Origin of the sequence: Serratia sp. CY76391, assembly GCF_052166695.1 — a bacterium.
GTDB lineage: Bacteria > Pseudomonadota > Gammaproteobacteria > Enterobacterales > Enterobacteriaceae > Serratia > Serratia nematodiphila.
Genome location: NZ_JBJNOJ010000001.1, coordinates 111928 through 124375, shown reverse-complemented (window position 1 = coordinate 124375; position 12448 = coordinate 111928). Strand labels below are relative to the sequence as shown.

Annotated in this window: 14 protein-coding genes; all 14 read right to left on the bottom strand. The window is 51.1% G+C overall.

Annotated features, from left to right (window positions below):
* Nucleotides 1–56 precede the first annotated feature (56 nt).
* Nucleotides 57–1025: a protein translocase subunit SecF gene (gene secF, locus ACJ8PN_RS00760; RefSeq protein WP_004940389.1), complete on the bottom strand. Its 969-nt coding sequence runs from the start codon at nt 1023–1025 to the stop codon at nt 57–59.
* A gap of 10 nt (nt 1026–1035) precedes the next feature.
* Nucleotides 1036–2883, bottom strand: a complete 1848-nt coding sequence (gene secD, locus ACJ8PN_RS00755; protein WP_004940390.1) for a protein translocase subunit SecD — start codon at nt 2881–2883, stop codon at nt 1036–1038.
* 24 nt (nt 2884–2907) lie between these two features.
* The gene (gene yajC, locus ACJ8PN_RS00750) at nt 2908–3240 is read right to left on the bottom strand and encodes a preprotein translocase subunit YajC (RefSeq protein WP_004940391.1); all 333 of its coding nucleotides are present in this window, start codon (nt 3238–3240) and stop codon (nt 2908–2910) included.
* A gap of 33 nt (nt 3241–3273) precedes the next feature.
* Nucleotides 3274–4398, bottom strand: a complete 1125-nt coding sequence (tgt, locus tag ACJ8PN_RS00745) for a tRNA guanosine(34) transglycosylase Tgt (RefSeq protein WP_004940392.1) — start codon at nt 4396–4398, stop codon at nt 3274–3276.
* Nucleotides 4399–4610: 212 nt separating this feature from the next.
* On the bottom strand, nt 4611–4799 hold the full coding sequence (locus ACJ8PN_RS00740; protein WP_442534528.1) for a hypothetical protein: 189 nt from the start codon (nt 4797–4799) through the stop codon (nt 4611–4613).
* A gap of 94 nt (nt 4800–4893) precedes the next feature.
* Nucleotides 4894–5523, bottom strand: a complete 630-nt coding sequence (locus tag ACJ8PN_RS00735; protein ID WP_442534527.1) for a tail fiber assembly protein — start codon at nt 5521–5523, stop codon at nt 4894–4896.
* Nucleotides 5523–7385, bottom strand: coding sequence for a phage tail fiber protein (locus ACJ8PN_RS00730; RefSeq protein WP_442534526.1), 1863 nt, complete (start codon nt 7383–7385; stop codon nt 5523–5525). Before ACJ8PN_RS00730 ends, ACJ8PN_RS00735 begins: the two co-directional genes overlap by 1 nt.
* Complete coding sequence (locus ACJ8PN_RS00725; protein ID WP_442534525.1) at nt 7382–8008, bottom strand: hypothetical protein; 627 nt, start codon at nt 8006–8008, stop codon at nt 7382–7384. Before ACJ8PN_RS00725 ends, ACJ8PN_RS00730 begins: the two co-directional genes overlap by 4 nt.
* Entirely contained in the window at nt 7992–9218 is a 1227-nt protein-coding gene (locus ACJ8PN_RS00720; protein WP_442534524.1) for a baseplate J/gp47 family protein, read from the bottom strand. The genes ACJ8PN_RS00725 and ACJ8PN_RS00720 overlap by 17 nt, the downstream gene beginning before the upstream one ends.
* A gap of 57 nt (nt 9219–9275) precedes the next feature.
* The gene (locus tag ACJ8PN_RS00715) at nt 9276–9644 is read right to left on the bottom strand and encodes a hypothetical protein (protein ID WP_442534523.1); all 369 of its coding nucleotides are present in this window, start codon (nt 9642–9644) and stop codon (nt 9276–9278) included.
* Entirely contained in the window at nt 9637–10278 is a 642-nt protein-coding gene (locus ACJ8PN_RS00710) for a hypothetical protein (protein ID WP_442534522.1), read from the bottom strand. The genes ACJ8PN_RS00715 and ACJ8PN_RS00710 overlap by 8 nt, the downstream gene beginning before the upstream one ends.
* A gap of 118 nt (nt 10279–10396) precedes the next feature.
* Nucleotides 10397–10744, bottom strand: a complete 348-nt coding sequence (locus ACJ8PN_RS00705) for a hypothetical protein (protein WP_442534521.1) — start codon at nt 10742–10744, stop codon at nt 10397–10399.
* Nucleotides 10744–11445, bottom strand: a complete 702-nt coding sequence (locus ACJ8PN_RS00700) for a phage baseplate protein (RefSeq protein ID WP_442534520.1) — start codon at nt 11443–11445, stop codon at nt 10744–10746. The genes ACJ8PN_RS00705 and ACJ8PN_RS00700 overlap by 1 nt, the downstream gene beginning before the upstream one ends.
* Nucleotides 11446–11448: 3 nt before the next feature.
* Nucleotides 11449–12447 (bottom strand): hypothetical protein, encoded by a 999-nt coding sequence (locus tag ACJ8PN_RS00695; protein ID WP_442534519.1) that lies wholly within the window; start codon nt 12445–12447, stop codon nt 11449–11451.
* Nucleotide 12448: the final 1 nt, after the last annotated feature.

Sequence of the window (12448 nt, the reverse complement as noted above, 5' to 3'; positions counted from 1 at the left end):
GCAAAAAAAAGGAGCGCCATCGGCGCTCCTTCTCATTTCGCTGAATACTGCGGCGGTTAAGGCAGAATCGAAGGCTGATCCGCGCCCTCTTTCTCCACTTTTTGCTGCAGCATGTGCTCGCGTTTCATCCCCAGTTTCAACGCCAGCGCGGACGCGACGTAGATGGAGGAGACGGTACCGATCGACACGCCGATCAGCATCGCCAGCGAGAAGCCTTGCAGCATCGCGCCACCGAAGATGTACAGCATCAGCACCACCATCAGGGTGGTCCCGGAAGTCATCAGCGTACGGCTCAGCGTCTGGGTCAACGACACGTTCATGATCTCGTAAGGCGTGCCGCGGCGGATCTTGCGGAAGTTCTCACGAATACGGTCGGAAACCACGATGCTGTCGTTCAGCGAGTAACCGATAACCGACATCAGGGACGCGACGATGGTCAGGTCAATCTCGATGTGGAACAGCGACAGCACGCCCAGCGTAATGATCACGTCGTGCGCCAGCGCGATAACCGCCCCCAGCGCCAGGCGCCATTCGAAGCGGAAACCAACGTAGATCAGGATACAGATCAACGCCACCAGCAGCGCCATGCCGCCGGTTTGCGCCAGTTCGCTGCCCACGCTCGGGCCGACGAACTCGATACGCTTCACGGTGGCGTTTTTATCCACCGAGTCGTTGATCACGCCGATCACCTTGTTGCCCAGTTCCTGGCCTGCGGTACCGGTCGCCGGTGGCATGCGCACCATCACGTCGCGGCTGCTGCCGAAGTTCTGGATGATCGGATCCTGGAACCCGGCCTTCTCCAGCGTATCGCGCATCAGGTCGAGGTTAGCCGGCTTCTCCAGGTTAATTTCAATCACCGTACCGCCGGTGAAATCCAGACCCCAGTTAAAGCCGCGCACCGACATGGTGACGATCGACGCGACCAACAGCAGCAACGAGATGCCGAAGGCCAAATAGTCCCAGCGCATAAAGTCGTAGACTTTACGGCCGTAGTTGAGTTGCTCAACAGTATAATCCTGTGCCACAACGCACTCCTCAGATAGACAGCTTGTTAATGCGTTTGCCGCCGTAAAGCAGGTTGACGATGGCACGGGTACCGACAATCGCGGTGAACATGGACGTCGCCACACCGATAGCGGTAGTGATCGCAAAGCCCTTGATCGAACCGGTTCCCACTGCGTACAGGATGACCGCGGTGATCAGGGTGGTGATGTTGGCGTCGACGATACTGGAGAACGCGCCTTTATAGCCCTCATGGATCGCCTGCTGAACGGACCGGCCGTTCTTCAGCTCCTCCTTGATACGTTCGTTAATCAGTACGTTGGCGTCGACCGCCACCGCCAGCGTCAACACGATCCCGGCAATGCCCGGCATGGTCAGCGTCGCCCCCGGCAACAGGGACATCACGCCGACGATCAGCACCAGGTTGGCGACCAGCGCCGTGGTGGCGATCACGCCGAACTTACGGTACCAGACCACCATGAAGACGATGGACGCCACCAGGCCCCACAGACAGGCTTCCAGACCTTGGGTGATGTTCTGCTGACCCAGAGTTGGGCCGATGGTGCGCTCTTCGACGATCTGAATCGGCGCGATCAGCGCACCCGCACGCAGCAGTAGCGAAAGCTGACGCGCTTCGTTCGGGTTGCCGATGCCGGTGATGCGGAAGCTGTTGCCCAGACGCGACTGAATGTTCGCCACGTTGATCACCTCTTCCTGTTTCACCAGCACCGCACGGCCGTTGGCGTCTTTCTTGCCGCTGTCCTTATACTCCACGAACAGGGTCGCCATCGGCTTGCCGATGTTGTCCTTGGTGAAGTTGGACATCGACGTGCCGCCGGCGCTGTCCAGCGAGATGTTAACCTGCGGCTGGTTGTATTCGTCGGTGCTCGAAGTGGAGTCGGTGATGTGGTCACCGGTCAGGATCACGCGCTTGTACAGCACGATCGGCTGGCCGTCACGGGTGTATTTCACCTCGGAGTCGCCCGGCACGCGGCCGTTGGCCGCCGCAGTGGCGTCCGCATTGGTGTTCACCAGACGGAACTCCAGGGTCGCCGTGGCACCCAGAATTTCTTTGGCGCGCGCGGTGTCCTGAATGCCCGGCAGCTCAACCACGATGCGGTCGGCGCCCTGGCGCTGCACCAGCGGTTCGGCGACGCCGAGCTGGTTGACGCGGTTACGCAGGATAGTGATGTTCTGCTGTACGGCGTATTCGCGCGCTTCGCTCAGACGGGCGTCCGTCAGGTTGGCTTTCATGGTGTTGGCGCCATTGGCGGACAGCACCAGATCGCGCTGACGCGGGCCGATGTAGCTGATGGCCTGGTCACGGGCCGCATCGTCGCGGAAGCGAACTTCCACGCCGTTGTTGTCCAGCTTGCGGATAGACGCGTAAGGAATGCCCTTCTCACGCAGCTCGCTGCGCAGGGTATCCATGGTCTGTTCCTGCAGCTTGCTCAACGCGGTGTCCATGTCCACTTCCATCAGGAAGTGCACGCCGCCGCGCAGGTCCAGACCGAGTTTCATCGGCTCTGCGCCCAGCATGGCCAGCCAGGTCGGCGTGGCCGGCGCCAGGTTCAGCGCCACGACGAATTTGTCACCCAGCTCGGTCACCAGCGCTTCGCGGGCGCGCAGCTGAACGTCAGGATCTTTAAAGCGAGCCAGGATGGCGCCATTTTCCAGCGCAATCGACTTGCTCGCGATGTTGTCTTTTTCTAATACGGTACGGACCTGGTCCAGCGTAGTTTCACTGGCGGCGACGCCGCGCGCGCCAGTGATTTGTACGGCCGGATCCTCACCGTAGATGTTGGGAAGCGCATAAAGCAGACCGACGAGGATCACGACGATCAACATCAGATACTTCCACAAAGGATAACGGTTTAGCACGGCAATTCCCTTCGGGAAAAAAGATTACAGGGCCTTCATGGTACCTTTCGGCAGAACGGCCGCCACGAAGTCACGCTTGATCATCACTTCCGTGGTGTCGTTCAGCGCGATGGCGATGATGCCGGTGTCGGCCACTTTGGTCACGCGACCGATCAGGCCGCCGGTGGTCAGCACTTCGTCGCCTTTACCGATGGAGTCCATCAGCTTCTTGTGATCTTTCGCGCGTTTCTGCTGTGGGCGCAGGATCATGAAGTAGAAGATCAGGCCGAACACCACCAGCATAATGATCAGAGAGTACGGGCTTCCCTGAGCCGGAGCCCCTGCGGATGCGACGGCGTCAGAAATGAAAAAGCTCATTGAAATTCCCTCATTAAGTTATCAATTATTAGATCAAGCGTTTAAAGGCGGAATCGGCTTGCCGATCCGACCATAGAAATCCGCAACAAACTGCTCTAATTTACCCTCTTCGATAGCCTGGCGTAAACCCGCCATCAGGCGCTGGTAGTGACGCAGGTTATGAATCGTGTTCAGTCGAGCACCCAATATTTCGTTGCAACGGTCGAGATGGTGCAAGTAGGCGCGGCTGTAATGGCGACAAGTGTAGCAATCACAGTCCTTATCCAGCGGAGAAGTATCATCCTTGTGCTTGGCATTACGGATTTTTACCACACCGTCAGTCACGAACAAATGGCCGTTGCGGGCGTTGCGGGTCGGCATGACGCAATCGAACATGTCGATGCCGCGGCGCACGCCTTCCACCAAATCTTCCGGCTTGCCGACGCCCATCAAATAGCGTGGCTTATCTTCCGGAATTTGCGGGCAAACGTGTTCAAGAATGCGATGCATATCCTCTTTCGGCTCGCCTACAGCCAAGCCGCCCACAGCGTACCCGTCAAAGCCGATATCCACCAGCCCTTTGACGGAAACATCACGTAAATCTTCGTAAACGCCGCCCTGAATGATGCCGAACAGCGCATTTTTATTTTCCAGCTCGTCGAAACGCTTGCGGCTGCGCTCCGCCCAGCGCAGTGACATTTCCATCGAACGCTTGGCGTAGTCCCAGTCGGCCGGGTACGGCGTGCATTCGTCGAAGATCATCACGATGTCGGAGCCCAGGTCATACTGGATTTCCATCGATTTTTCCGGGCTCAGGAACACCTTGTCGCCGTTGATCGGGTTGCGGAAGTACACGCCTTCCTCTTTGATCTTGCGCATCGCCCCCAGGCTGAATACCTGGAAACCGCCCGAGTCGGTGAGGATCGGACCTGGCCACTGCATGAAGTCGTGCAGATCGCCGTGCAGTTTCATGATCTCCTGGCCCGGGCGCAGCCACAGGTGGAAGGTGTTGCCCAGCAGGATCTGCGCGCCGGTCTCTTTCACTTCTTCCGGCGTCATGCCCTTGACCGTACCGTAAGTGCCGACCGGCATAAAGGCCGGGGTTTCCACCACGCCGCGGTCGAAAATCAGGCGGCCGCGGCGAGCGCGGCCATCGGTAGTTTGTAGTTCGTACTTCACAAAGCCTCCAGCATCAGAGAAACAGTCTGATGATATACAAAGGGTGCGTATTCTAAACTAACTGCCAAAGCCGCACCACAGGCCAGTCGCCTAAAAGAGCTTTGTAAGTTTTTGCTGTTAATTGTCGAATTGTGGCAATTTTTTGGCACAAATCTGTCACAGTAAGTCGCCCCAAATCAAAGCCAAATTGAGGCCCCCAAGCATCTGCCCTCCTACTTTTCCCGCACAACAGCTGCCGCATCTCTCAGCACACCTTTGTAAAGCGTGTTGCCCACAGTCTTTCTCTTTAATTCCAAGTAGTCAGTAATATTGGGACGATTTACGTCCATCCCATTAGCGATCAGTTCGATCACAGCAGCCCCGATCTCGTTAGCGATAAACACTGCGCGTTCGTCATCCATAATCACTCCCCATGTTCGATTTTTAGGCAAGCCATCGTAAAACAACACATGAGAGCTGTCAGGTAAATAAGCCGGGCTGTGCCCGGCTACAATGTTACTCTGGTTGAACAGGCCACTTGATATCCGGCGCATCTTCAGGGTTAATGCGGCTCAACAGTGCACGGTAGGTTTTCCAGGCTGTGAGTTGGCGCGTTTCGTCCTCCGTGGCAATACCTGTATCAACAGCATCTTGCAGCGGTGCGATAGCGGTGGTGGCCTCTCTCATCAGCTTAGTTTTCTTTTCGGCGGCCTCCTGGACTTGGGCGGCGTGCTGGGCTTCTTTGTCGGTCACCCACTTCTTGCCATCCCACTTGTCATAGGGAGTTTGTGGAGCGAGCAGCGTCCAGCCGGCAAGGATCGGCCCCAGGTAGTCAATCGTCTGCGGCTCGCCGGTATCAGTGCTGTATGACTGCTGACCGCGAAAATCATCAACAATCTCCCAGGCTTTCCCATCCTCCGTTCGCCGGATGGCTTTGTTGTCCTCGGTGGGCTGCGTTGGTTTGTCGGTGTACGAACCAGCGGCGATGCCAACACCCTGCTGGCAATATTGCCAGTAGCAGGAGGTATACTCACGCGTAGTGCTGTAGGCGCACTGATACGTCAATATCCAGCCCGATGTTGTCGACCAGCCTTCCGGGCCTAAAACGGCGTGTTCAAAATCGAGGTTGTATTTTGCTGTGGTCATTATGCTGCTCTCACGATGTAGTTGATAGCGACGTTGTAGGGGCGGGTCTCGCGCTGCTGTTCAGTTTCCTGCATGACACGGTAAGTGCCGGTGTTATCTGTCCCTGTTCCAACTGTGTGCCCAGTGTCTCTACCAGCATAATTCCCCCATTCACCACCGCCAATGGCAGATGCTGGCGCTTGACCAGGCTGAATGGATAACAGTCCACGATTAGGGTCAACCCCCTTGCCGTTGTCCTTACCGCGCAGGAATGCGCCACGTAGGTCAGGAAGTTGGCCACTGGGGAATATCAGGGCAAGATTGGGAAATACACCAGTATTGAACCCGGAACCATCACACATCAGCCATCCGGTCGGCGGAACATCGCTCGGCCAGGCTTCGATAACCCCGACCGGCGCAACGTTGGTGCCGTTGGCAAAAATATTGCCGTCATGGCGAAACTCATACCAGGCATCACGGCCGCCGCTTCTCGCATGTAACCCAACGTGGGCATATTTACCGATGTTCTCCAGAAAATACATTTCACCGACTTGGTCGCCAACACCTTGCAGAGTCATGCCGTTTGTCTGGTTATAGCTACCGCCACCGTCGCTGTACGTATGGATGCCGGTCTTGTAAATCGAGTTCTGACTGTCAACGGATAAGGCTGTGCCAATGTTGACGTTACCGGTGTTGTTGATGATAGTAAGTGGCCGCAGGCTGTTGAAATTACCGTTTGGATCGCCTGGATTCGTCAGAAGGTAATAGAAAGCATTGGCGTCCATCCGCCACATGGCACCATATCCCCCCTGAATTCCGCGTAAAATTGCACTGCTGGTTGACTTTATTTCACCGGTCATGGTGCCGCCGGTGATGGGCAGCGCATTTACATCAGCAGCTGTTGGCTTATAGGCTGTGGTATATACTCGGTTCCACAAAACGCCTTTAGATGCAGTTGTCGAGCGCCCGACATGCAACTCACCATTGTTACCAGCGGCCAAATATGCCGCAGAAGGTGCGCCGTCACATGGAAGACAAATCACCCCGTAGACACTGCCGCCGGGGGTGCTGGCGCTAGAACTATTGATGCGGTATATCTGAGCCACATCGCTGAACGCATCATCCTTGTGCTGAGGCCCCATACCTAACCCATACATCGGGAGAACGACGTTACCGCCTACGCCTGGACCAATGTTGTTCACTGAGCGCACAACACCAATTTCAGTTGTTGGGTTTAATACAGTAAAACGCTCCTGTTCAGAGCTAAAAACCACGACAAATGGATTCTTGGCAACAATATCCCCAGCCTGAAGTGCAGTGTTATTCCCTTTCACCAGCGGGTAGGTACCAACAACCTTACCCGAAATGGTCACCTGCAAAGTTGCAGCGCCAGTGTTAGTAACCGTTGGCGTGATTATTAGTGGCGTATTTAATTGCCAATCCGTAGATTCATTATTAAAAAAAGTCGAAGTCAACGATATAGCCAGAGCGTTCGCCGTTCCTCCTGCCTTCGCTGCCGTATAATCCCCAGCCTGCAATGCCTCTATCTGAACAAACTGCTGCTCTGAGCCTCGTGTGGCAAAGTTTGCAATCACATCATTCAGTGACCACCCTTTCGCCTGAGTTCCTTCCTGACCCCGTAATACGGCCAATGTATCCTGCGTTACTGACATCAGATGACATATTTCAAAAACAGTTTGCTGGCTGTCAGTTAACGTTAACTTTGCATAAATACCATGCGGGCTACCAGGACTCGATATATCTGTTGTTAGCAAGCTAGCAAATTTTTCTCCAGCCCCCGGCATTACCGCAATAGAAGTTTGCGTTGCAGTGATATCCGATGCGAGAGCGGACACCACATTATTACCGAATCCTATAATCATTGTTCATTTACCGTCACGTTGAATGAGTAAATAAAAGGGAGGTTAACCAATCCCTGCTCTATCGCCGTTTTCAAAAACTTCCCGATGCCATCGCCATAATCTGGAATAGACAATTCAAATACACCGTTGCTACTCGTCACACTTACATCAAATGTGCTCTGAATATTCGGGTCAACACCTGCCTTTCCATGTATGAATCGACAAAGACGACGCTTAAGCCAGGGCGTAGAAAATTGGAACCCATCACCTTTATAAAAATTCCATGTGAGAATTCGTTTAAAGAACTCATCAGGTAAGTACTGCGTTTGTCCAGGTCGATAACTCTTTAGTCTGGCGTAAGGAACCGTATTGTATTCAACGCTGTTGTAAGTTCCCTTCGCCACACTTCCTTCTGAGATTTTCAGATACGGCCTTGTAACACCATAGATACCCGCCGCTATCCAGTCCAGAAGATAACCATTAATTATCTCACCCGGCCAGTACGGTAATGTAAGAGCGTTAAACGCAGTGAGATAATCTTGGGCCATTTTGTTGTATGCAGTAAAAAATGCCACAATATCTGGGTCGTCGTTATACTGAACAAATGGATATGCCGGTATTATTTTATCAACTATTGTTTCCATATTGCTGTACCGTCACATGTGATGAGTCTGTTGTGAAGTAGCTATACTCGCCACCATATACAAGTCCTGTACCTGGTGCCGGAGGAACAATTACACCATTAATACCAATACTGATTTCTATCAACGACACTTGTGATGGGTTGATGAGCGGAGATATTGCCTCCAGAAAAATAGACTCGACCTGATACGTATTTATGGGTTCGCCGATAGGTATCCCGTTGATGTATTCCACCAACTGCGCTGTTGTGGCCGCTGATACGCTATCAGGGTCAAGCAGCTCAGTTAACCGTATGTTCCACGTCAGGATTACCGTCACCATCTGCGACGTTGGCAGGATGATCGGTATGTTGTATTGGTCTGGGTAATCGGTGATGGTTACAGTAATACTATCGGGTTTCTTACCCTCACCGTCGACAACGTCCGCCGTCAGTACGGATATATCCGGAATCGCCTGATAAACAGCCAAACCAACATCGTTCGGATCTCCACCACCAACAATCAATGCCCATTTACCAGCGCTGATATTCCGATAGGAGATCAGATTGCTTTTAACGCCTGGAACTTTTTGCAATAACGTTCGTAAGAACGTGGGAACCCCTTGCGCAGTGGACATGCCGGACTGCAATACCTGTGCACGATACGACGACTCTGGTTGCTTATCTTCGCCGGCAACACCCGCAGTAACGTTCGTACAAGTCAACGTAATCGAACTGGGGACCGAGGTAATGATTTGGGTAACCGAGGCTTCAGGAACGGCCCATGACCCCGGCGTGGTTGCCAAACAGTATACCGGGGCTGTCTGCCCCCCGTTAGGCACGATAGTATTGTTCTGTACTGCATATTGGTAGTTGCCGTCAGAAACGATAAATCCCTTTGGAATAACGAAGCCAGGTAACCCCATGAAGGTGACGTTTACAGAGGTGTTAGAGCCTTGGCCTTGCGTTACGCCATAGATATTCCCCAACTGCTTCAACAGAGGTACGTTTGCACCGTATGGGGTCACCGAATTGATGGTATCCACCATCGCGCTATCGATAAGGGCAACGGCCCCTGTAGCCGTGCTCGCCAAGTCTGTAATCAGACCTGCTGGTAGATTGGCTGTATAACCGGGAACAATGGCGGAAACATTTGTGATAAGATTAGCCAAGAGTGTTTTCGGTGGCGTAGGTTGTGCGCCTGATTGTGTAACTATTATTGGTAGGTCTGACATATTTACTCCAATAAAAAAGCTCACAACCGTGAGCCTTTTATATATTGAAATTCAATTTTATCTTGACGAGTCATGAAGAAGTTCAGCGCTATATCGATTGCATGATTCTTTATCTAACTGAGGGTGTTGTTGATAAAAATGAATAACCCCATCAAAATCAACACCAAGTTTAGATATACTTACAGAAGTACCATTCCAATCAATCCCCTTCAGCAAATCCATTGCCTGCTCTCTTTTCCCTTCTCCAACGAGAACACAAGCATTAGTCATCTTTTTTAATGCCAATTCATCAGCAACAATTTTCGCCAACAATCTATTTTGTTCCGTAGTTAACTGTTCATTACCTCTCTCAGCTAAACAATAAGTTGGAATACCAAGCCCAAGCACAACCAAAAAGCATCGACAAAAAACAAATAAACTAGCCATTACCCACCACCTTTGATAACTTTTGAATTTTACGTTTAACTCCGACATTGCAATCGAGGGATAACGCTTCTTTGTAGGAAGATAATGCACCACTCCAATCACCACACCTTTCAAAAAGCTCAGCCTTCAGCCGAATTAAAGAAGCGTATTTTAAACTCCCATCTATGGCGTGAATAGCCTTCTGTCTATTTTCTTGCGTGTCACCATAAAAATCAATAAACTTGTTAATAACATACTCATTAATACGCATGGACTGATTAACACATTCCTCGTAAAACACCCGTTCATTAACAACATTGCCATTAAGGTCAATCGTTAAGTCACATACCTCAGTGTGACATATTATGAACTCTTCATTATAGCAAAAGGAAAATGACTCATTGTAAGAGTAATGAAAGTCTGCAAGACTAAACACAACCTTTCCCGAGCGAATATCAAATAAAACCAATCGATCATCATCTTCACTTGGATGTCTCGAAAAGTTAATTAACAACCACCGCCCTGAAGGTGATGTAATTCTCTGGTCAACAGATGCTTTATACTTATGCTTTTTATTAAATATTATACCTTTAAACTCAATAGTTGTTTCAACATCACAACCACCATTGTTAAGTGTCGATATAACATACCTCATGCGCACTTCCTATTCAGCCCACAAACTTCCATTATCTATACTTCTTGAGATTGTGCATAGCCATAGAAGCATTACTCAATGAATTTGCGTCCATAGGAGTGCACTCATACCACTGATTTTAAATAGCTATTTCTCCCCGATAGGTCACGCCATTGAGGAATATTGCCTGTATGTTATATGTAGGCTTCGTTGATCCTTCGACCTTCGTGATCGACAGCGATGCAAAGTAGCCAGCGAACTGTTGCTGGGTGATGTTCACGTAATAATCTGGGTAAACCTGCGTAACAATGGATTGCTGCGCAGGTATGCCATACTGGGCATAGAATGGCGACTCACCCAAGCCAAGTTTCAATGTCTGGATCAACGTAGTTAACCAACCGTAGGAAAAGTCGCCATTTTCGTCCGACTCTACGACAACCCATTTTTGTTTACCTGTGCCATCTTGAACCCTACCCCAAGTCCTCATCAACTACCTCCTGGATTTGGTTTTTCCGACGTGATGGTACTGCTGCCGCCCTGTACGTTTTTAACATCGTGACCGTGGCCGCTAACGCTGACGCCATTGACAGTTGCATCCTTTTCAACGTTGAGAGGACCAATCAGAGAGGCCGTGGCATCACCTGATATTTGTCCTGCATCCTGGACGATTTGGCCGTTCAGATGAATTCGGCCAACCAGATAAATATCCTCAGCCTTGATCGAAATTTTTTTCGGAGACGCCGTGACCGACGCGCTACCATCAAGCGTTTTCAGTATTGCTCCATCAGGGCCATAGAGAACCAGTTTATCTGGCTCCTCATCAGACCATGTTGAATTGGCGATTGGCACGAAGAACAACGGGGTCAGGGATGGGGAAAACGAACGGCTTGCGATCCCTGTTCCCAACCCGGACACACCACGCAATGAAACATCTGCCGGCACAGTAACGCCCTTATCACCAATCTGTATCGGATAACGGATGTATGCAAAGGTCGCGATTGGTATTGTTATCTGCGGGTACTGTATTCCATCAGGGAGGATATCGAACTGCACCGTGACTATTTGCCCCTTAACGGCAACAACATGGCACGGCAGCGCGCCTCCACGTATAGCCTCGTTATCCTCTGCAATGGTATTCGCCATGTTCGCCATTGCTCTTGCAAAGGGGAATTTCTGGGAATCACTCATTATTTACTGTACCTGTGCAATAGCTTCGTAAATGGTTACCCAAGCATTGCTGCTATCGGGAGATAGATATTGGCCTACATGACGGACGGAGGTGATCAAAAACTTTCCGGAAAAATTAACCCTGTTCCTTAGCATCGAATATGATTGTTCTGAGTTCACGGAAAGGATTGATGCTGACCCAGAGATCATATTCTCCGGCAACTCTACAACGTCACCACAATGCAGATCTGCCCTCAGCGGGCATTTGAATGACATACTCACCACGCCCAACCAAGTAGGTTGACCAATCAACTCTTGCGGAAGAATTTTAATCCCGCCAGTCTCACTGGTCGTGATGTTGTCGAAGACGCGGATCATCCCATTCTGCATGACTATCTGAACGCCACTATAGCTGTCGGATCTAATCATACTGAATGACTGCCCCCGAATTACGGAGGCTAATTGCCCCATGCGGTGATATACAGCAGGCCAATCCTCCGGTAGCACCAGCAAATCGCTAATCTCAATATTAATAACCGTATTGGGAAAGCTAGCGGTAAGGGCTCGCTTTAGTACATCACTGACTTTTTCGCCTTTCTTGCCATCCATCGTTATGCTGAATGCCTGCCCACTATCGTTAACGAGCGGGCTAGGGTTAACAATAAAATTCAGCGACTGTTCAGTTCCAATCCAGTTCGCATAGGGGTTATATATCAGACCGCTAATGATCAAGCCTTGTTGCTTTGAATTAGCCAATGGCAAACCGTCGGAAAATCCTGCATATAAATTCACTTGATAGCCGCTCAGTTGCACACTTTGACTCAGCATAGTTATTGGCAAACCATATATCGCTATCGCTGTGCCACTGCTAATGACGTCATACCCAGCAATCAGAACGTCAAAAACGATATGTAGACCATGACCAGGGCGCGTTGAAGTATCAAATGGGCCTATGGGCGTGCCATCACGAGCAAAAGCAGGATGCCCATCTTTATCGTTAATTTCTAACCGGTAATATCTCATC

Excerpts from the sequence above, each read along its gene's own strand:
- yajC (WP_004940391.1), bottom strand. The coding sequence starts at position 3,240 with ATGAGCTTTTTCATTTCTGACGCCGTCGCATCCGCAGGGGCTCCGGCT.
- ACJ8PN_RS00740 (WP_442534528.1), bottom strand. The coding sequence starts at position 4,799 with ATGGATGACGAACGCGCAGTGTTTATCGCTAACGAGATCGGGGCTGCT.
- ACJ8PN_RS00735 (WP_442534527.1), bottom strand. The coding sequence starts at position 5,523 with ATGACCACAGCAAAATACAACCTCGATTTTGAACACGCCGTTTTAGGC.
- ACJ8PN_RS00730 (WP_442534526.1), bottom strand. The coding sequence starts at position 7,385 with ATGATTATAGGATTCGGTAATAATGTGGTGTCCGCTCTCGCATCGGAT.
- ACJ8PN_RS00725 (WP_442534525.1), bottom strand. The coding sequence starts at position 8,008 with ATGGAAACAATAGTTGATAAAATAATACCGGCATATCCATTTGTTCAG.
- ACJ8PN_RS00720 (WP_442534524.1), bottom strand. The coding sequence starts at position 9,218 with ATGTCAGACCTACCAATAATAGTTACACAATCAGGCGCACAACCTACG.
- ACJ8PN_RS00715 (WP_442534523.1), bottom strand. The coding sequence starts at position 9,644 with ATGGCTAGTTTATTTGTTTTTTGTCGATGCTTTTTGGTTGTGCTTGGG.
- ACJ8PN_RS00710 (WP_442534522.1), bottom strand. The coding sequence starts at position 10,278 with ATGAGGTATGTTATATCGACACTTAACAATGGTGGTTGTGATGTTGAA.
- ACJ8PN_RS00705 (WP_442534521.1), bottom strand. The coding sequence starts at position 10,744 with ATGAGGACTTGGGGTAGGGTTCAAGATGGCACAGGTAAACAAAAATGG.
- ACJ8PN_RS00700 (WP_442534520.1), bottom strand. The coding sequence starts at position 11,445 with ATGAGTGATTCCCAGAAATTCCCCTTTGCAAGAGCAATGGCGAACATG.
- ACJ8PN_RS00695 (WP_442534519.1), bottom strand. The coding sequence starts at position 12,447 with ATGAGATATTACCGGTTAGAAATTAACGATAAAGATGGGCATCCTGCT.